Annotated in this window: 13 protein-coding genes and 3 pseudogenes; 7 read left to right on the top strand and 9 right to left on the bottom strand. The window is 52.3% G+C overall.

Features of this window, described 5'->3' with window-relative positions; all coding sequences use genetic code 11:
* Positions 1-237: 237 nt before the first annotated feature.
* The gene (locus ACKGJP_RS24690; RefSeq protein ID WP_409347249.1) at positions 238-1,050 is read left to right on the top strand and encodes an alpha/beta fold hydrolase; all 813 of its coding nucleotides are present in this window, start codon (positions 238-240) and stop codon (positions 1,048-1,050) included.
* 56 nt (positions 1,051-1,106) lie between these two features.
* Here the strand turns inward: ACKGJP_RS24690 and ACKGJP_RS24685 are convergent.
* The 6 genes and pseudogenes from ACKGJP_RS24685 to ACKGJP_RS24660 form a co-directional block, all read right to left on the bottom strand.
* Positions 1,107-1,688: pseudogene (locus ACKGJP_RS24685) on the bottom strand (transposase); the annotation flags it as partial.
* Between the two features lie 314 nt (positions 1,689-2,002).
* Positions 2,003-2,827, bottom strand: a complete 825-nt coding sequence (locus ACKGJP_RS24680; RefSeq protein WP_409341441.1) for a carbohydrate ABC transporter permease — start codon at positions 2,825-2,827, stop codon at positions 2,003-2,005.
* 15 nt (positions 2,828-2,842) lie between these two features.
* The gene (locus tag ACKGJP_RS24675) at positions 2,843-3,766 is read right to left on the bottom strand and encodes a carbohydrate ABC transporter permease (protein WP_409341440.1); all 924 of its coding nucleotides are present in this window, start codon (positions 3,764-3,766) and stop codon (positions 2,843-2,845) included.
* Between the two features lie 3 nt (positions 3,767-3,769).
* Positions 3,770-5,086, bottom strand: a complete 1,317-nt coding sequence (locus tag ACKGJP_RS24670; protein WP_409341439.1) for an ABC transporter substrate-binding protein — start codon at positions 5,084-5,086, stop codon at positions 3,770-3,772.
* 331 nt (positions 5,087-5,417) lie between these two features.
* Positions 5,418-7,625 carry a helix-turn-helix domain-containing protein gene (locus tag ACKGJP_RS24665; protein WP_409341438.1) on the bottom strand — a complete coding sequence of 736 codons (2,208 nt, stop codon included), beginning with the start codon at positions 7,623-7,625 and terminating at the stop codon, positions 5,418-5,420.
* Positions 7,626-7,961: 336 nt separating this feature from the next.
* Positions 7,962-8,204: pseudogene (locus ACKGJP_RS24660) on the bottom strand (transposase); the annotation flags it as partial.
* Between the two features lie 14 nt (positions 8,205-8,218).
* On the opposite strand from ACKGJP_RS24660, the pseudogene ACKGJP_RS24655 reads away from it, so the two are divergent.
* Positions 8,219-8,851 (top strand): annotated as a pseudogene (locus tag ACKGJP_RS24655) (transposase); the annotation flags it as partial.
* Positions 8,852-8,861: 10 nt separating this feature from the next.
* Here the strand turns inward: ACKGJP_RS24655 and ACKGJP_RS24650 are convergent.
* Positions 8,862-10,886 carry a hypothetical protein gene (locus ACKGJP_RS24650; protein WP_409341437.1) on the bottom strand — a complete coding sequence of 675 codons (2,025 nt, stop codon included), beginning with the start codon at positions 10,884-10,886 and terminating at the stop codon, positions 8,862-8,864.
* Positions 10,887-10,990: 104 nt separating this feature from the next.
* On the opposite strand from ACKGJP_RS24650, the gene ACKGJP_RS24645 reads away from it, so the two are divergent.
* The 5 genes from ACKGJP_RS24645 to ACKGJP_RS24625 all read left to right on the top strand — a co-directional run bounded on the left by ACKGJP_RS24645 (position 10,991) and on the right by ACKGJP_RS24625 (position 18,135).
* A complete protein-coding gene (locus tag ACKGJP_RS24645) occupies positions 10,991-11,938 on the top strand; it encodes a helix-turn-helix domain-containing protein (RefSeq protein ID WP_409341436.1) in 948 nt (315 codons plus the stop codon).
* A 168-nt stretch (positions 11,939-12,106) separates the two neighbouring features.
* A complete protein-coding gene (locus ACKGJP_RS24640) occupies positions 12,107-13,426 on the top strand; it encodes an ABC transporter substrate-binding protein (protein WP_409341435.1) in 1,320 nt (439 codons plus the stop codon).
* Positions 13,427-13,642: 216 nt separating this feature from the next.
* Complete coding sequence (locus ACKGJP_RS24635; protein WP_409341434.1) at positions 13,643-15,142, top strand: S-layer homology domain-containing protein; 1,500 nt, start codon at positions 13,643-13,645, stop codon at positions 15,140-15,142.
* A 141-nt stretch (positions 15,143-15,283) separates the two neighbouring features.
* Positions 15,284-16,000 (top strand): ankyrin repeat domain-containing protein, encoded by a 717-nt coding sequence (locus ACKGJP_RS24630; protein WP_409341433.1) that lies wholly within the window; start codon positions 15,284-15,286, stop codon positions 15,998-16,000.
* Between the two features lie 812 nt (positions 16,001-16,812).
* On the top strand, positions 16,813-18,135 hold the full coding sequence (locus ACKGJP_RS24625; protein WP_409341432.1) for an IS4 family transposase: 1,323 nt from the start codon (positions 16,813-16,815) through the stop codon (positions 18,133-18,135).
* Positions 18,136-18,323: 188 nt separating this feature from the next.
* On the opposite strand, the gene ACKGJP_RS24620 is transcribed toward ACKGJP_RS24625, so the two are convergent.
* Together ACKGJP_RS24620 and ACKGJP_RS24615 are read right to left on the bottom strand one after the other, a co-directional pair.
* Positions 18,324-18,923, bottom strand: coding sequence for a TetR family transcriptional regulator (locus ACKGJP_RS24620; RefSeq protein WP_409341431.1), 600 nt, complete (start codon positions 18,921-18,923; stop codon positions 18,324-18,326).
* Between the two features lie 74 nt (positions 18,924-18,997).
* A complete protein-coding gene (locus ACKGJP_RS24615) occupies positions 18,998-20,515 on the bottom strand; it encodes a DHA2 family efflux MFS transporter permease subunit (protein WP_409341430.1) in 1,518 nt (505 codons plus the stop codon).
* Between the last annotated feature and the right edge of the window lie 221 nt (positions 20,516-20,736).

Here is a 20,736-nt window from a genome sequence, read left to right as displayed (position 1 = left end):
TGAGCAGGGACGTGTGGATGTGTAGGCAATGTGTAAGGCAGTTGGCACCGTTCGATCAAAGGAAAAGGACCCCTGATAAGCGCAAACAAGTGACGAACGAGAAGGATAATTGGAAAATAGAAGCGTATACGAATCATTTTGGCAGCCGCAAAGGTTGCTTTTTATTTGGGCGTTCACCTATTTCTCTTCGTTTGAGTAATTTGATGCAGAGGGGAAATCAGGATGGAGGAGATTCGGGTGGGATACTACGTAAGAGTTGAACCGGACGTCAAAATTTATGTCGAGGACGTTAACCCGGGCGGAGCGAAAACGATTCTGTTCATTCACGGCTGGCCAGCCAATCATAAGCTGTTCGAATATCAGTTCAATAAGCTTCCGGGGCTGGGATTCCGGTGCATTGCCATCGACCAGAGGGGGTTCGGCAAATCGGATAAGCCTTGGAGCGGCTATGATTACAATCGGATGGCGGACGATATCCGGTGCGTCGTCGATGCGCTTAAGCTGCAAAACTTTACGCTCGCGGGTCATTCCGTCGGCGGGGCGATTTCCGTTCGGTACATGGCCAGACATAACGGCCTCGGCGTTTCCAAGCTTGTTCTTATGGGCGCAGCCGCGCCAAGCTTCGTGCAGCGCACCAACTTTCCTTATGGCTTGACCAAAGAAGCGGTAGATCAATTCATTGAAAGTACGTATAATGACCGTCCTCTTATGCTGCAAGGGTTCGGAGACATGTTTTTCTTCCAACATGTGACGGGCGCTTTTGCGGAGTGGTTTTTTCATCTTGGCTTGGAGGCGGCAGGCTACTCGACGGCGGCGGTATTGGTCTCGCTTCGGGACGAAGTCTTGTTTGACGATTTAGGCAAGATACGCGTTCCGACGCTCATCCTTCACGGCGTACACGACAATGTGTGCCTGTTCCCGCTTGCACTTGCGATGAACAAGGGCATTGCCGGATCCCGGCTCGTGCCTTTCGATCTCAGCGGGCACGGGTTGTTTTGGGAGCAGCGCGATAAGCTGAACGAGGAAATAGCGGCGTTTATCGGGGGATAGCGGAGACGGAAGTGGAGCTGCACAAAATCGTTATTGCAATTGTTAGGGCATGCTTGCTTTTTTTCATGTAATTCCCGATCCTCGTTGACCGCTTTCTCAAGTTCACTCAAATAAGCTTGCGGTGTTTCGGTCACGACTTGAGTCGTGAATCGATTCTTGCTGACATTAGCCTGGATATGAGTGGAATCGGTAATGAGCAACCGACCAGCTACCATATGATGATGAATCGCCAGCTCAACGACTTCGTCAAAGATGTCTTGAAACACAGTTGTGCCCTTGAAACGCTTGGTGCGGTTCCAGCTAATCGTCGAGTGATCCGGCACAGGATCGGAAAATCCAAGGCCAAGAAACCACCGATATGCGGCATTGAGGATGATTTCTTGTTCCAATTGCCTCTCGGAGCGGATACCGAACAGGTAGCCAATGAGCATCATCTTAAACAAGCTGATCGGGTCAAGGGCAGGGCGACCAGTCTTCTCACTGTAGAAAGGGCTTACCCTCTCAGTAATGAAAGAGAAGTCCACATGTTCGTTGATCAACCGTAGGAGGTGGTCCTTGGGTACCAAAGATTCGATGCTCACGAGTTCCATTTGATCTGTTTTCTTTACACTAGATTTCCTACGGTCGAGCACGAACATCAATGCCTTTCGGTATCCTATACTTTACCAATATTGTATCACATTACCGCACTGTCGTGACGAAATTCCGGACTTTCTAAACAGCCTGAGTTTTTCCATCTAGGCCGGTGGATCGGCATGAACGGGCTGACCCAAAAATCGTTTTTTCCATTTTCTTGCCCGATTTAAAGGCGAAATTAGCCAACAAATAAGCCTCCATCCGCACTTTGCAGTGGTTTTGGAGGCTTTTCCGCTTGGGACTGCCCTTCCGCTCTAACCTTATGGACAGCCCCGTTTTGTCGCAGTCCAGACTCCAGACCCTGCGGTCGAACAAACTACTTGATTCCCGCCGTTAGCATACCCTCGACGAAATAGCGCTGTCCGAACACGAACAGCACGATGATCGGAAGGGTGGCGTAGGTCGCGACGGTCATCAGCATGGGCCAATCGGTGCTGAATTCGCCGACCATGTTGGCCATGCCGACCGGCAGCACCATCATCGTTTTGGACTTGGTGATGATGAGCGGCCACATGAAGTCGTTCCAGTGCGACAGAAACGTCACGAGAATCATCGTCGTCAGCACCGACTTGGAATTGGGCATGACGATACGTACGAGCGTCGACAAAGGATTGCAGCCGTCGAGCTTGGCCGCTTCGATCATTTCCGAGGGCATCGTCATGAATGACTGCCGGAACAAGAAGATGGAGAACGCCCCGACCATGGACGGAATGATCAAGCCTTTGAAGCTGTCGAGCCAGCCGAATTCCTTCAAAAGCAGGAATTGCGGAATAATGACGACTTGATGAGGCACCATCAGCACGGCCAGCGTACAGAGAAACACGATATGCTTGCCCCGGAAGTGCAGGAAGGAGAACGCGTAAGCTGCAAGCGAGCAAGTGACGACCTGCGACGCCACCCGCGCCGAGGCGATGAACAGCGAGTTGCGGAACCATTGGAACAGCTCGGTTTGCTTCCAGATCTGAACGTAGTTCTCCCAGATCCACGCTTTGGGGAGCCATACGGGCGGGAATTGCAGCGTTTCGGGAGTCGTCTTCATCGAAGACGTCAGCATATAGAGAAACGGGATGGTCATGCCAATAGAAATGGCGGAAACTGCAAAGTATAGCGCGATTTTTCCGGTAATTTTGGCGGCAGGCATCGGGTTTCCTCCTCCTTATCGTTCATAGAACACCCATTTTTTTTGCAGCTGGAATTGGACGATCGTAATCAAAATGATGACGAGAAACAGTACGGTCGACAGCGAGCTGGCGTATCCGATATTGTAGCTGCGGAAGGCGTTCTCATAAATGTAGTACAAGAGCGTAGTCGACGAGTCGCCGGGCCCGCCTTTGGTCATGACGTAGAACGTGTCGAACGCCTGGAACGAGCCGATCAGATTGACGATCAAGAGGAAAAAGGTTGTCGGCGACACAAGCGGAACGGTTATATACCAAAGCTTCCTCCAGGAAGTCGCTCCGTCGATTTCAGCGGCTTCGTACACATCCCTTGGGATGTTTTGCAGCGCTGCCAAATAAAAAATGGCGTTATACCCCGAGCCGGACCACAACGCCATCAAAGCGATGGAAGGCACGACAAGCTGGGGATCGTAAATCCAGCCCGGCTTTTGCAAGCCGAACAAGTCGAGCATCGAGTTGATCAGCCCGTATTGCGGATTGTAGATAAGCAGCCAAACGAGCGATGTGGCGACGGTCATGCTGACGGAGGGCATGAAGAACAGCGTCCGGAAGAAAACCGCGAACCGGATTTTGTTCAGCAGCACGGCCAGCACGAGCGATACGGCGACTGTCGAAGGGACGAACAGCAGCACATAATAGCAGGTAATTTTGAGCGAGTGATAGAACATAGGGTCGCGGAACAGCTTGAGATAGTTTTCTGCGCCTACAAATACTTTAGGGGTCAATATATCCCATTGATAAAAACCCAGGGCAACGGCATACAGGAGAGGCCCCCATAGAAAAAGGAGGAGTCCGGCCAGCGTGGGGGACAGCATCCCCCACGCCCAGAACGTATCCCGCCGGAACGCCGGAATTCCTCTTTTCACGGATTTATGCGTTTGAAGCTCGATCGGACTAGGCATGGATTATTTCCCGCTATTCGTAGCTTTCAGCGCTTCGGTCAGTTTGACGCTGACCGCCTTCAGCGCATCTGCAGGTTTGGTCTGGTTAAGCAAGAGGAGATCGCCCTGTTTCGTCGCCTCGTTGTTCCATAGCGAAAAGTTCGTCGTAGCCGGATAGATGGAGGCCAATGCGGTAGAGTCGATCAGCGCCTTCAAATTTTTATCGGGATTGAACTGGATGAAATTGCTATGCAAATCTTTGCGGCTGCTGATGTTCGATTTGGAAAATCCAACCAAACTATCCTTCTGCCCGAGGAACAGAACGAAATCAGCTGCGACGTCCTTATGCTTGCTGTTGGCGGCGACGACGCGAGCCGGTCCGTGGGTCACGACTTTAATTCCTTGCGAGCCCTTCGGCCAAGGGGCGACATCCCAATCGATCGTAGCGTTCGAGCTCTTCAACGTACCGACAAGCGAGCTTCCGGTCGGGAGCATGGCGATTTTGCCGGAGATGAACAGATTTACCAAGTTGCCGTCGGGAGCGGCCGTCTTGTCGGGAGCCGATTTGTCGACGAAAACGAGATCCTGCAGCCACTGCAGGGTGTCTATATTTTCTTTGGATTCGAGCAGCGATGCGGTTTTTTCTTCGTTGTATATGCTGCCGCCGTTCGAAAGCAGCCAATTCTGGGCGCTGAGCACATCCAGAGAGACCGCGGTTCCCCAGATACTTCCCGGCTTCGTCAGCTGCTTCGCTACTTCGCGGAATTTATTCTGATCCCAAGTATCGTCCGGATAAGGGATCTTGTTGTCGTCGAATATTTTCTTGTTATAGAAAATGCCGTTTCCGTCCATAGCCGCCGAAATTCCGTACAGTTCTTTCTTATATTTGTACAAGTCTTGAATGGAAGGGACGAAATCGGCTTCGTTATAGTTGCTGCTCGTGATATAAGGCGTCAAGCTGGCGAGCTGCCCCTTGGTGACATAATCGGCGAAGTTCGGACCGTTCATATCGAAAATATCCGGCAAATCTTTGCCGGCCGCCTGCGCGAGCAGCTTCTCCCAGTAGTTGGCCCAAGGGAATACATTGGTTGTTACTTTGAAATCCAGCTCGGGATGAAGCTTCTGGTAAGCCACAGCCCTCTCGGCAATCCAATCCGCATAAGGCTGATACCAGGCGGCGTACGTAAGGGATACGGCTTTCTTGCCTTTGGCGGAGCCTTCGGGACTGCTGTTCGAACCATTGCCGGCCGTGCCGGAATTCGAGCAAGCGCTCACAAGGAGAGCAAGCAAAACGATGAAGACTGCGATCGGTCTTTTTCTCGCAAAACTTGTTAGAGACATTGTTCAACCACCTTTGTATTGTAGTTAGGGGGGACGCGCGTCCTGCCCTAAACAATAGAGTCGAGCGGCGGGAAGGTCAATAAACTTTATTTTTGGAATAAACCGGATCTTGCATAAACCGGATACGCGGTAAACCGTTTTTGCGTAGCGAGCGGCGGGGCCGTGGTTCAGCCCTCAACCGGCACCGTCGCACGAGGGTTGACCGCCGACGTGTGACCGAGCACCGCGTGCCGAGATGGCACCGCGTGCGGTGCGGAAAAAGAGCAGGGGCGCTAAGCGTATCGCCCCGTGGCGTGCCTGGGGCTGCATAAATACGGAAGCCGCTCCGTCCTCAACCGGCCGATTCCGCTTTGCGGTACATACCGGGGGTCATGCCGACGCTTCTCTTGAACACACGGATGAACGCGATCGCTGTCGTGTATCCGACCGTCTCGGCAATGTCCTGGATGGAGCTGTCCGTTTCGGTCAGGAGCCGTTTGGCGCCGTTCATGCGGAGGTCGATCAAATAGTCGGTGAAATTGATCGAGAGCTCTTCTTTGAAAAAACGGCTCAAGTGGGAAGGATTCATCCCGAATACATGCGCCAGGTGAGTCAAGGACATGTTCGGATTGGCGTAATGCTGGTCGATATAGGCGCGAATTTTGTTCATGGTCGCGGATAGACTGCGGTGCTCGCGTACTTGGACGGACTTTAGCGCAAAATCCTCCAGCACGCCCTGCAGGCAGAGGTCCATCTCGTCGATCGTTTCCGCCCAATCCAGCATGGAGACGAGTATCGGCTGTGCCTCCGACTCCCACAGCCTGCCGAGCGCCTCGGATTGCTCCCACACCTCCCGGTGGATGGAGTAAAGCGTATAGTTCATGATGCTGATCAATTCATCGTGGGAGAAAACGCCGCACCGCAATTGGCGGAAAAAACGCTCCAGCTGCGCCGGCAGGCTGCTGTCTCCGGTTCTGACCGAATGGGCGAGCGGACGGATCATTTGTACGCTTTGGAACAAATCCAGCTGCGGCCGCGAGGCGAGGTCGGCTTCTGTAATGACGCGATTGCCGCCAAGCGATGATTTGCAGCTGACCCGGTGCAGCGCCTTTTCATAGGAGAGTGGAAGCTTATCCAGGTCGTCGACGGAATCGCCGATGCCGATTGTGACCGTAAAAGGCAGGTTCAGCAGCGTCCATTCACGCAGCGTATGGCATAGCCGAGTCAGCCGCTCGTTCAGCGCTTCGGGGTCTCCGCCGGAGGCTTGCACAAGAAGGCACAGCCGCCCGGACGCCAGCCATTCGCACCAGACGGTGATGCCTCGCTCCACGCTCAATTCGCGAAGGCAAGTCTGGAAAGCATATTTAAGCAGCTCCCGATCGCGCTCGGGATAGACGTCGGCAAAATGCCGCTGCTTGTCGATCTCGGCTACGGCTGCCGACATCCACTCGAATTGCATCGATAAGCCGCACATTTCCAGGCTGCTCTCCGTTTTTTCGTCCGTCCGAAGCCGGCCTTCGAGCAAGTCGAGAAACGCCAGCCGGAGCCCTGTCACCCGATGCTCCTCCTGCAGCTTATCCAGCTTGCCGGTGTTTTCCCGCATCCGTTCGATCGTTTGCTCGATCGCCGTGAATTCGTCGCCCTGATTTCGCTTCCATGTTATGTGCGAGGTTTCCGGCATATCGATTTTGGTCATAATTTTACGGATTGGCGCGTAGTTCCGCCGGCTGGCGATCATGATCCACAGTATGCCTCCCGCGACCGAAAGCGCTGCTAATCCGGCGAGCAGCAAAGTGATGCCGGACATCGTATGAACGACGCTTATATATTTGACCCCGCATGTCATCTCCCAGCCGGTATAATCGGACTTGAGGCGCAGCGAGTCGATCAATTCGGCGGCCGTCCCCGTAATCCGGGTTCCGCCTTGATCGAAGAATGTTATGATGTTCATGTTCGGGCCGACCAGCTCCTTCAGCAGAAGCCGGAGATCGTCGACGCGAACGTTGACGACGATGACGCCGCCGTCGAAGAAAGGGAATGTTTTGGCCAGCGAAACGACGGTTCGCGAAGGCTCGGCGGAGGAGCTCCGATACTCGCGTGCGCTGCTCCATATCAAGCGGTCCTGCGTTTCCAGCGCATGGTCGATAAATTCGCGGTCGGCGACGCGATCCCGATGCTCGAAGCTCGTATCGCTGACGAACATGCCGTCGGCTTTTCGCAGCACATATACGGAATCGATCATGGGGTAGCTGGATTTCATATTTTGCAGCGAAACGAAAAGCTCATAAGGCGCGGGGTCCGTCGTTTTGCCGCTTGTCATTGCAAAACGCTGAACCAGATCGGTCGCGAACAGCTGTCTCACCATAGCGTTATCGATCGCGCGCAGGTCGTTGTCGACCGTGCGCAGCACTTGCCGGCCGAACACGTCATTGGAATGAAGTGTCGTCCGGCGGGCCAGATCGCTGAGCGCGAAGAAAGAGATCAGGATCAGAACGATAGCGATGACGAGAAAAATCGGCAAATAGGACACTACCAAGCGGTTGTACCATTTGTTCATCATGCGGCTTGCCCCCCTTCGGAACGATTGATTCGCCTATCTTGATCATAGTCGATTTAGCGGCCCAATGCTTTATCATTCCGGTCGTTTGTTTTGCACCGCGTCGGTCTATTTCGCGTCCCGCTCGGGAATGGCGTCTTTACGCATTTAGATTGAGTAGTACAAACAGAAGAGAAAAGCTGGAATTGCTGCACGAGGTACAACAATATGGCGATAAACCGAGGAGAAAAGCCGGAATTGTTGCACGAAGTCAGACTGTCTAAGAAATCGCTTTCAAGTGATGAGTAAGGGGAAAGTGATGGAGGCAACCGAACCCCAGAGGGGAGAAGAATGAAGGGCCTCTAACTTCGCCAAGTGTCTGGCAATCCGTTTGAGGTTCTGTGCGATGGTCGTCATCAGCGTCTGTTCCTGGACGCCCTCTCGTCCTCGTAACCGGCAACGGCGAAGCCCGTAGAGTTCTTTGGACTCTGCGAAACTTCGCTCAATGGTTTCCTTGCGCTTAGCATACAGTTTTTTGCCCACTTCGCTTTGTAAATGAGTGGACACGCGTTCCTTGTAGATTTCCCACACGTGCCGGCCCATCTCGGGATCGTCACCTCAGCAATGTGACGAATTTCTTGAATCATGCTCCATGGTGTATGAATCGTATGCAGCGCAGACGGATTCAGGCGATCATGAGCCGAATTCGGAAAACACACCTGAGCGGCGGCGATACACGAAAAATCGTTTTCCTCATCGTAGATGACACTTGTTGCAAGAAAGACCGGACGACCAAGAAGATGGAGGCGCTTAGCTTTCAGTATTCGCACGAAGAAGGTAAGTCCGTCTGGTGCCATAATCTGGTCACCACACATGTCGTCAGTGGCGATCAGTCGTATGCCTTTGATTTTCGACCCTACTACCAGAGTGAATATTGCGAAGCCCAGCGGATCCCCTTTAAGAGCAAGAACGATTTAGCCGTCGAAATGATCGATGGCTTTCCGGCAAACGCTGATGAGCGCGTTTACGTCCTGATGGACAGTTGGTATACCAGCGAAAAGGTTGTGAATGCTTGTAACCGCAAGGGATTCCATGTCATTGCTACAATCAAGACAAACCGTCTCATCTGTCCGTCGGGCATACCGATCAAGATAAACGATTTCGCCGAGCAGTACATTCGCAAATCCGATCTCCGCTCCGTTACGGTGGAAGGTCAGGGCGTGTACTGGGTGTATGCTTACTCAAGTTAGTTACTTGCTCTTATTTCACCAAATAGCGGACGACACGAAGCCGTATCGCTGTATTCGGTACCGTTGCGGGCGAAGCCCCGGGATTGAGCAGGGTGACGCGAACCGAATTTGCGCCGTCTACGCAAGCGCTTGCAAGGATCGGAGCGATCTGAATCAGGGGCATCGCTTCGACCTGCCAGCCGTATGTCGCTCCATGTACAACGAAAGACTGAGAGACAGCCGATCCGGCGGCCGCGACCGTGGAGGCGAACGTGACGGTCGTCAGGGCGAGGCTGCCTTCCACGCTGTAGTCGATCAATTGCAGCAGCCCTGGGGAAACGGCCTCATCTTTATAAACTGGACTGCCGGTTCCCAAACGCGGCTGTTGAAACACGATTGATCCGCTCAAAGGAGCAGTGTTGTATACATAAATTTGCGCAGAGCTGCCGCCGCTGAGCGTATCGTTGTCCAATCGCCAGTTTCCGACCGCTTGCAGGCGATATCCGGCATTCGTTCCATGAATCCGGTTATTTCCTCCGGTCATGCCCTTTACGTTTTGGGCATTGACACCTGTAAAGACGCCGGAGACCAGGTTGGCTTCGAACGTGATGTCGGCAATGTTGATAAAGAGAAACCCGCTGGAATAAGGGTTTGTATGGCTGTACGATTTGTTGCCGATCCAGGTCACTTGGCTCGTAGGCGTATTTTGCGTTCCGATACGGAAGCCTTCATAGCATTGGTGCGCTTCATTATCCACGTAGAACAATCTGGCCGATTGCAGCGGAACCCCGTAGATGGACGAAGGGTAGGAATAGTGGCCATAGCTTTTGCAAAAATAAGCTTTGTTTCGGGCGATAAGAATGTCGAACGCCGCTTCGACGAAGGTGCAGGCCAGATGTCCCCAGGCGGAACAGTCCGTAATCGAGCAAAATCTGGACCCCTGGTCGATCGTGAACGCCGGGAAGGGAGTTGCAACGTGATCGCAGACGGACTGGCAATTCATGATGTGGAAATCGCGCAGCTCGACGTCTCCGTTGATCAGGATCGGAGTATCGTAGCCCGTCGAATGTTGAACGGCCCCGTGCCTGACGCAATACAGTTGAACGCCGGCATAGCCGCACTGCTCGAAATGCACATTGCGCAAATAGACGCGCGTGCAATAGTCCTGTGCCTCCGGTGCCGATTGCGGGTCCGTCACCCCGCCGAGCAAGCCGAGCACGCGTAAGCCCATCCAAGCCCAGCCGACAAAACGCGTATTTTCCAGGATGAGGCCGTCTATCGCCCAAAACTGCAAGCCGGTCAGCTTGGCCCCCGCCGCCTGATGGCTCAAATTGCCGTCGAACGTGATGCCTCCGATGAAAATGTCGCCGACACGGGTCGTAGGGTACGACGTCTGGTTTTGCGCCGCATTGCCGCCCCGGATGCTCGGCTCCGTATTGGAACCGCTTTGGTTGTCGTCCAATAAGAAGGTTCCTTCACCGATCAAGGTGAAATGACTCGGAAAAACCAGCTTGCGATAACGAAAAACTTCGTGCCGGGCTACATAGACGGTTTTGCGAATGGACGCCGCATAGGCAAACAGCGCGTTCAAACGGTCATCGTCCACGGTCATGCCGGAAGGATCGCACCCGAATTGGGCCGGATACAGATTCCCGGCTTCGGGGCGCTTCCAGCGGCCAGGCCCGGTCGCTCCGGCAAGGAGGAGTACCGTTCCTCCGTTGTCGGGCTCCGCGGATCCGGCATCCCAATACAGCAGCCCGCCTCCCCCATCCCCTTTGGCAGAGTAGCCCAACGCTTCCACGACGAAGCCGTCGATCGGCGGATTCGATCTCGGCCAATGCTGAAGCTCCGCAATCGTGTCTACTTTCCGCACCACATGCTCGAGCAATGGATGTTCCGAAGACGGGTTCCCGTAAACGGATGTTGACACGCTTTTGGCAAGCGCATGGTTGTCCCATTTTCCCGCGACAAAGGCGGCCCCGGCGATGCCCAGGGAGGCGAGCACTTTTCTTCTGCTCCACAAAATCGGAGCGTATTCCGACTGATTGTCGTTCATATACAAACCCTCCTTTTGCTTGTATAATACAGGTGAAAATCCTCACGGTATTTGTAACGATAGTCGCAAGTTTTGTAAAATCGGTCAAAGGAGGCGGCGATCCTGTGACGGGATGGGAAATGTTGCGTCTGAAGGAAGAAGTAGTCGTTGAACAGCTGCTTTCGTTTCTGTACATGGAGCTGCCGAAGCATTTTCAGGCTACCGGCGAAAAACATGATTTCTGGGAATTCGTTTATGTCGATAAAGGGGAATTTTTCGTCATTACCGACTTGGGGAGCAACCTTCTGGGCCAGGGTGACATGATTTTTTATTCGCCGAACGAATTTCACACCGGTCATGCGATGGGCGGAACTGCTCCCAACCTGATTATTATGTCGTTCGTCTGCCACTCGCTTGCCATCGACTATTTCAAGGGGAGGGTGCTGCATTTGGAGCAATCCGAGCAGGATCTTCTTTATTATTTAATTTCGGAAGGAAAGGAAGCGTTCGATCCGCCCGTCGGACATCCCCAAATGATGATCCCGCAGCGCAAGGAAGGCGCCCAGTTCGGCAGCGAGCAAATGATCAAAAACTTGCTGGAAATGCTGTTGATCCGGCTCATTCGCAAACAATCGGCGGGGACGTGCAAGCAAAGGCCGGAGTCGGTTATGCTCGCAACGAGAAACGAGGACTTGTTCGAACGGATCGCGCTGTATTTGAAAGCCAACGTCAGGAACAACCTGTCCTTCGAACAAATATGCAGCGAGTTTGCCATCGGCAGCACCATGCTGAAAATTTTGTTCAAAAGCCGGGTTAATTCCGGGGTCATGGAATATTACAGCATGCTGAAACTGGAGTACGCGAAACGGCAAATTCGCGAGAAGATGTACAGCATGACGGAAATCGCCGATCAGCTCGGCTACAGCAGCGTGCATTATTTTTCGAAGCATTTTAAAAAAGCGACCGGCTTCACTCCGACCGAATACGCGCGGATGATCGCCGGCAAAACAACGCGAAGGCGAGCCCCGCAGTCCGTACTTCTATATGGCGGCGATCCCCTGCAACAGATTTGAAAACGCTTTCCAAAAAGACGAGTATCCCGCCCAGTCCCCGTGGAGCGGGTTTGTTTCGTCTGTCTATTATTGCAAAACTTGCGACGATAAGGATAACGACTTTTTCCTCGGCTATCCTCTATGATAGGTTCAGGTCGAAGAAAGATAGAAACGGGGAGGTAACATTTCATGAAACGCAATTCGTTGTTGGCATCAAGCGCAATCGTACTATTGGGAGCGATTTTCTTGTCCGGCTGCGGCGGACGTGAAGGGGCATCCGGCGCGGCGGGCTCGAATTCGGCGGCAACCCCCGCGAACGTACAGGAGAAGGCGGCCGACAAGCCGGTCCGTCTGACCTTGCTGGCAGGCGAAGCTTATTTGTATGACGATGATTTTCAGCTCCTGATCGTAGAGCCCTTGAAGAAAAAATATCCGCACATTACCGTCGACCTGGTCAGACCAGGGAAGGGTACGCAAATTCAGGACCTTGTCGCCGCCAAAAATGTGCCCGATCTGATCATTCTGTCGAGAGCGAGCAAGGATCAATACAAAGAGCTGGGGCTTACGACAGATATTTTGCCGCTCCTGAAAAAAGCCCAGATCGATTTGAGCCGATTCCGGCCGGGTGTGGTCGAAGCCTTCGGCGACAACGGACAAGTGTATGGCTTGCCGTATGCGACCAACACCAACGCGCTTTATTACAATGAGGAGCTGTTCGATAAATTCGGCGTGGACTATCCGAAGGACGGCATGTATTGGGAAGATGTTCTCGCCATCGCCAAGAAAATGACCCGCGTGGAAAGCGGCGTCCAGTACAAAGGCTACGATTATTTTATGAACTACTGGCTCGGGTACCCGCTGTCTCTGCCCTTTGTCGACAAAAGCACAGGGAAAGCGGCGATTAACAGCTACGAATGGAAAAACGTATTTCAGCTGATGAAATCATTCGACGACATTCCCGGCAATCAGAAATCGGCGTCTTATGTCAAAGCTTTTACCGAGGAACGAACATTGGCCATGGTTGGCACGATCAATTTGTTTCCGATGCTGAAGCAGGCATCCAGTCAAGGCTTCCGGTGGAACCTGGTCGAATTCCCGAGTTACAAAGATAAGCCGCATATCGCCCCGCCTGTCGACCTGCATGAAATGATGGTTTCGCGAACAAGCGAGCATCAAGAGGAGGCCGTTCGCGTTATCGAGGTCATAACTTCCGATGCCGTACAGTTGATCAGCGCCCGCAAGACGGGCCGCGCTTCCGCGCTGGACAACCGGCAAATCGAGGAGCAGCTTGGGGCTGAAATCCCTCATTTGCAAGGGAAAAATATTGCTGCGATCTTCAAAAGCAAACCCGCCCCGGTGCGCGACGAAACGAAAGCCGACGATCAAATCAAACGGATTATCGACAAAAATTTCCCGCAGGTTCGAAACGGCACGCTCGATATCAACACGTTCATGCAGAAAAGCGAAGAAGAAGCCAACAATTGGATCGCGGCCGAGAAAAACAAGTAAGTAAAGATACTTTACACGATACGCAGAAGGGGACGGGATTACCGTCTTGCCTTCTGTTTTTTGCGGATTGACCTCGATCGTGCGGGTTATTTGAAATGAATTAAGCCTTAGTTTAGCTTTTATTAATATTTCGTTTCTGGGCCGTTTACATCTACCCTCTAAAATGTAGCCATAGGCAGTAACAAAGACATGACAACATTCGAGGAGGAAATAATCATGAAGAAACATAAGCAAGCAGTAGCGGCTTTTCTGGTGGCGGCGGCAATCGGTACAGCATCTTTGCCTTTCGCGGTGATGAATGCGCAAGCCGCTTCCGATACGAGCGCAGTTGCAGCGGTTTCCGCCAATCAAGACCTCAAGGCGACAGTTAACGATCTGATTAAGCTTGGCGTACTGCACGGTTATCAAGATGGATCGATCAGGGAACAAAATCAAATCAGCCGCGCCGAGCTGGCGAAACTGATCGTCAAAACATTCGATCTGCAAGGCAAAGCCGAAGGCCAGGCCCCATTGTCGGACGTCAATGAGAAGGAATGGTACTACGAATACGTCATGGAAGCGGTCGGACAAGGCATCATGCAGGCGGACAACGGAGCGTTCAACCCAAGTGCAACGGTTAGCGACGACGAGCTTGTTCAGATCGTATCCAAGGCACTTAAGCGCGACGTCAAATCCGTACAATACTGGATGAGCCAGCAAGTTTCGACGAGCCAGTCGGCAACCCGCGACGAAACGATCCAGCTGCTTCATACGGCGCGCAAAGCGATTCCTTCCGAGAACGCGAAAATCAAGAGCGTAGAAGTATTAAACGCGATTACGCTTGTCGTCACCTTCGACGCGCCGTTGACGGCTGCCGACGAAGCATTTGCCAAAGCGAAGGAAGACTTCGTGTTCAATGACGGATTGACTCTGACGAATATGCCGCGTTTGAAAACCGGCTCGATTGCCACATACATCGTTCCTACATCGGTGCAAAAAGAAGGCGCGAAGTATAACCTGACGTACAAAGGCAAAAACGAGGGCAGCTTTACCGGCAGCGGAACGAAGCTGGAAATGACGACGGCAAGCCAAGTGACGAACGATACGTTCGAGATCGAAGCGCTCAAGGCGAACGGAGTCGTCGACTACGGCTATATCATTTCCGCATACAGCGGAGGCCGCGGCGCCAATGCGTTCGTACTGGACGACAATAACAAGGCAAACGGCCAAACGTACCAAGTCATTTCTTCCATGCAAGCCAGACAAGTAACGATTACGCCGGAAGGCGGCCAGCCGATCATCGCGAAATACGTACCGTTTACGCAATCGACGGACGGCAAGCAAGAACCGAAATTCCGTCTGCCTGAAGGTCAAGTTCTGACGCCGGGCGTAAAATATACGGTAACGTCCGACTGGGCTTCCATTGCAAACCCGACTTTCGTTGCGCAAGAAATCGCATCGCTGCAAGTTACGGGCGCCGAGGCGACGAGCGACGTTTCGATCAACATTACGCTGTCTCAGGATCCGGGCGACGAGCTGTTGTCGGGACGCAGCGTCGAATTGACGGCTCCGAACGGTGATAAGCTTCTTGCTACGTACAAATATTCCAGCCGTAATGGTGCCGTAGGCGTGTTCGATATTCAGAAGGACGGCAAACTGACTTCCGGTACGACGTACTCGGTAGCTCCGGTTGGAGCCTGGGCGACGGCATCGCAAGTTACCTTGACCGGGAAGTAATGCAATAGGCTCTCCGTCGCTTCGCAACGCCATGATGAATGAATTTCGATTCGCCGACGCTTGCTCGAACTAATTTCAGGGTAGGACTCGGGCGAGGAATGCCTATAAATTCTCATATTTTAAGAAAGGTGCTGGTTCGCTATGCTGCGCTTCGTCGTCTTGGCGTTAGTCCTCGTTTTATCCGGGTGCCGGATGAATGTCGCTCCCCTTTTGCACGATGAAGGGCAGCAAGCGGCCCAATCCGCCAAGATGGAGATGGATAAAATGAACCAAGCTTTGCTGGAAGCCGCCGCAAAAGGAGATAAGGAGACGATCGAGAAGCTGCTCGCGGACGGCGCGGACATTGACGCGACAGACGAACGGGGAAGAACGTCGGCTATGATCGCCGTACACACGAACCAGCTTCCCGTCTTCCATTTATTGGCCGAGAAGGGCGCGAACATTAACATTCGCGACAGCCGCTCGGACAATCCGCTTCTATATGCAGGAGCGGAAGGCATGCTTGATTTTGTCAAAGCTTCGATCGCGGCGGGAGCCGATACGAAGATCACCAACCGATTCGGCGGAACGGCGCTGATTCCCGCCGCAGACCGGGGGCATGTGGATATCGTGCAAGAGCTGCTTGTCACTTCCGATGTGAACGTGGATCATGTCAACAATTTGGGCTGGACCGCATTATTGGAAGCGATCATTCTCGGCGACGGCGGGAAAAATCATCAAGCGATCGTCAAGCTGTTAATAGAGCATGGCGCAAACGTGAACTTGGCCGATGGCGACGGCGTTACGCCGCTCAAGCATGCCAAGACGCGAGGCTATAAAGAAATGGCCGAGGCCTTGGTAGCGGCGGGAGCCAAGTAGTGCGCCGTATAGTTTGAACGCTAAGAAGGCTGTTTAAAAGCCGGCATCTCAATACGCAAGAACCGTCCGGAACATTCTCCGGACGGTTCTTCTTCGATATCGGACGGTATATTAAGCCATATCGAAACATGACTAACCAGGCAGTTTTCGTCGCCGCAGTGAACTAATCGAAACATGATTAATCAAGCAGCTTTCGTCGTCGTAGGGACTAATCGAAAGATCAAGTAGCTCCCGTCGCTATAGTGGACAAATCGAAGGTTGGTTAATCTAAGCAGCTTCCAGCGCCAAGTCGACTAGAGGCCTGAAAATGCGCTATGCGAGTCCGATTTCATCCTTCCTGATGGTGCTTTTGCTATGACATGTGACCCTAACTGGAAAACATGCAGCTATTTTTTGCTTTAAGGCGAGAAAAAGACATTTAACAGGAAAAGTACAGGTAATTTAGGACATTTTCGCATATTTAGGCAATTTGGCTAATATTAACTGTAGGTTTTCCATTAAAATCGATCAATCAACAAATTTCCGAAAAATAACTGTACTTTTTCCATTTGGCTCGGAAATGATCCGTGCGGACACCTTGTTCGAACCGCAGTTTTAGACCCGGCGAAGTGGGCATCGCACGTTAGACGCAAAAAATCGGGAGAAGCCTGCAATGTCATTAAGTTAAGGCGCAGGGCCAAAAATCAAGAACAATAGCAGGTTATCGAAAAGATAGCCCGCTCTTTTTTTTTGCACGAAAAAGAAAAATAGGACTTGACAAGCAGATGAAATTGTGTGGCGAAGCCCCTTGGAAAAACGAGGAGGTTACGCCAATGAATGAGTACGCGAATTCGCTAAAAGAAACGCTGACATCCCTCATACGAGAAATGTCAGCCGCACCAGCACCTTATGTCAAAAACCCTAAAAAAGATTTTACCCGAAAGAAAAAGCTGCCTTTTGAAACGGTTATGCAACTCCTGATCTCCATGGGGGGGAACAGCCTATATAAGGAACTCTTGGAATCGCAGGGCTATGACGTAAATACCGAAACCACTTCTGCTTTTGTCCAACAGAGGAATAAAATCCTGCCTTCTGCTGTGGAATTCTTGTTTCACGAATTTACGCAATCGTATACGGCTAACAAGCACTACCGAGGGTATCGATTACTTGCCATTGACGGTTCGGATTGGCATATCGCAACGGACTCTGCGGACACGGATACCTATTTTCAAAGTCAACCGAGCAAGAAAGGCTATAACCTTCTGCATTTGAACGCAGCCTATGACTTGTGCAACAGACTTTACGTTGATGCCATTGTTCAGCCACGAAGGTTGTGCAACGAGGGAAGGGCACTGGCAGATATGGTTGACCGTTCCCCCATCAAAGGCAAAACCATTGTTACTGCAGATAGAGGTTATGAAAGTTACAACAATTTCGCGCATATTGAACGCAAAGGGTGGAACTACGTCATACGGGTAAAGGATTTGGATTCCAATGGTATTCTTTCGGGCTTGCGTTTGCCCTCTAGCGGAGCGTTTGATATTGACGTTCATTTGACACTCACCAAAAAACAAACCAAAGAGGTCAAGGCTCATCCTGAGATGTACAAGTTCGTCCCTTCCACGTCTACATTTGATTTTTTGGATTTGCATGAGAACTTGTTTTACCCGATTTCCTTTCGGGTTGTTCGTTTCGTCCTGCCTAATGGCGCTTATGAAACCGTTATTACGGATCTTTCTGCCGCTGATTTCCCACCCGATGAAATCAAGTCCATTTATAACATGCGATGGGGCATTGAAACCTCTTTCAGGGCATTAAAATACACCGTCGGTCTGACGAATTTTCACGCAAAGAGACAAGAGTCCATCACCCAAGAGATTTTCGCAAGAATGATCATGTACAATTTCGCTGAAATGATTACCTCACACGTAGTCATTTCCCAAATGGATAAACGGCACCAATACCAAGTCAACTTCACGGTCGCCGTTCACGTTTGTAGACATTTCCTGCGCTCACGGGACGATGAACCCTCGCCCGATGTTGAAGCGCTGATTCGCAAAAACATTTTGCCGATTCGACCCATTCGCCAAGGGCAGAAGAATACGCGCAAAATCCGCTATAAATCAGCTGTTAGCTTCGTCTACAGAGTAGCATAATTCGGTTCACATGAACATTTTTTAAGCGGATATTCCATCCGCTTTGTTTGCTGTACGCTTTTTCCTTGCTGGCACAAAAAAACAAACGGCACAGGGCTTTTTCCCATGCCGTTTCGGATTCCATTTTTCCCGGTGGTGTCTCTGGGCTTAACTTAATGACATTGCCTGATAAGGAGTCCTTTTCGTCGTTATACATGTAAACCATTTTCCAAAGCCGCTAGAGCATCCTCGATCACGTCGACGTAGTCCGTTTCGGGATGGCTCACGCAGTAGGTGTGCGCGCCGAGGACTGCACCGACAATTGACCCGGCGTAGGCGAGGACGGCGAGATCTCCGCTTTCCCGCCCGGCCCGTTCGGCAATCAAGCCGGCGATCATATTCAACGTGTCGGAAGTCTGGCTAAAGTTCGCGGCCCGAAGTTCGGGAATTGACATGATTAGTTCCATTCGTTCCCGTATCGCATGCCGGATATCTCTAGGAATGAGAGCAGAACTATCCCTTACTGCTTGACGAAAGGCCTGTATCGGACTTAGTTCTGACGGCTGTTTCCGGTACAATTCCATCAGCATCGGATCGAATTCGTCGTCCAAAACCAAAGCTTCTTTTGTCGGGAAATAGCGGAAGAGCGTGCTGGGAGAAACCTCGGATACTTCGGCTATTTGCTCGATCGTCGTCTCGTGATACCCCTGTTCGCGAAACAACTTGATCGCGTTCTGCTGAATGGTTGCCCTAGTTTTTAATTTTTTTCTTTCGCGAAGCCCAAGCTTCGGCTGATCGTCTAAAATCACGCGCTGGCCTCCCGGCATCTACACAGTAATGTCTTATACCTGTAGTGTACCGTTTTTGCGATTGTTGGGCAACGTTACATGCCATGCTCCTCCGTTCTTTCGGAAATACCGGCAGTGGAGGTACGGGGAAGGTAAAGCAGAGCGAGCACCATGCCGGCGAGTGCGATACTGCCACAGATTAAGAGCAAGTTATCCATACCGTAAACAAAGGAGATCTTCACCGATTGGAGCAAATGTTCGGACGCCAGCCGATGCGCCACAGCAGTCCCGGATGTTACGCTTTGACGCACGGTCTCGGCAGCCGATTCCTCCAACCCTGTCAGGTCCAGCCGGGTGCGGTAGGCCGTGTTCAGCGCAGCGCCGAGCAGTGCGACGCCGAACGTGCCTCCGACTTGACGGAGAGTCATAATGAGCGCGGATCCGGCGCCGCTGCGTTCAGCGGATAGTTCCCCTAATGCGGCGTCCATGGAAGTCGGCAGCGCCATACCTAGTCCGAGGCCGGAGACTGTGATCCATACGGCTGCATAGCCGTAACTGCTGTCTGCACTTGTAGATGCTCCAACGGCTAAGCCGGTTGCAAGCAGGGCGAATCCGATCGCAGCAATGAGCTTGGCGCCGCCTCTGGAGAGCAGGCTTTGAGCTGCTTTGGCGCCGACAAGCAATCCGCCGATCAGCGGCAGTAGTCGCAAGCCGGTTCCAAACGAGTCGGTTCCTTGAACCGCCTGAAAATATTGCGGCATGGCGAACAATAATCCGAAGATGGCAAAGGTAACAGTCGTTGCCAGCAGGGTTCCCCATGTGAAACGGGCTGACCGGAACAACGACAAATCGATAAGCGGATGAGCGATTCTGCGCTGCCGCATGATGAATAAGATTAGCAGCACCAACCCCGCAGCAATCGTACCGATCGCCGCAGGATCGGACCAACTGTGTTCACCTGTCCGTATGACGCCGTAGGTGACGCCGGTAAGGCCTAAGCTGGATGTCAGCATGCCGATCCCGTCCAGCCGATGCCGCGCGGCGCTTTTGGATTCCGGGAGCAAGTAACCGACTGCGATCAGCGCGATCGCGACCAGCGGCAGGTTAATCAGGAAGACCGATCCCCAAGCGTAATGCTTCAGGAGCCAACCGCCGAGAATAGGGCCGAGGGGGATGCCGAACATGTTGGCCATCGCCCATATCATCATGGCTTTGGTCCGTTCCGCCCCCTGAAAAAGCACGGGCAGTATGGACATGGACAAAGGCATTAGAAATGCGGCGCCAAGCCCTAGAAAGCAGCGCATGAGAACGAGCGAGGAAGGCGTATCCGACATGGCGCATCCGGCGGATGCCGCACCGAACAGGATCAGCGCGGCCAGTAGAAACCTTTTCCGACCGTAACGGTCGCCGAGCATGCCGGCAGGCAGCAAAGCCGCCGCCAGTACGAGGTTGTAAGCATCGACGATCCACTGAAGATCGCTTGTCGAGGCATCGAGATCGGTCGCAAGCGTCGGCAATGCAACATTCAGAATCGTCATATCCAAGGAAACGGCCAAGAGGCCGAAGGTGAGCGCGCCCAGCACCCACCATTTGCGCGTATTAGGACTGCGCATCGTGATCATCCGCCTTTCACGGTTCTTCAAGAACCAATGTAATGACATTGTATTTAAAATGATAGTAACTGTCAAATAAAACTTAGTGTCATAATAACAAGCGATAACGAAGCCATCGCCTGCATTTTTGCGGGGGACGGCTTTATTCCGTAATAAACGGAAATTATTATAGATTTCCCTTATTTTCTTTGTCCCTCTACTTTATAGAATAGGAAATAGAC

The organism is Paenibacillus litoralis (genome assembly GCF_046244365.1).
Classification (GTDB): domain Bacteria; phylum Bacillota; class Bacilli; order Paenibacillales; family NBRC-103111; genus Paenibacillus_V.
The sequence above is the reverse complement of the archived record's forward strand: the minus strand, read 5'-3'. Positions and strand labels throughout refer to the sequence as shown.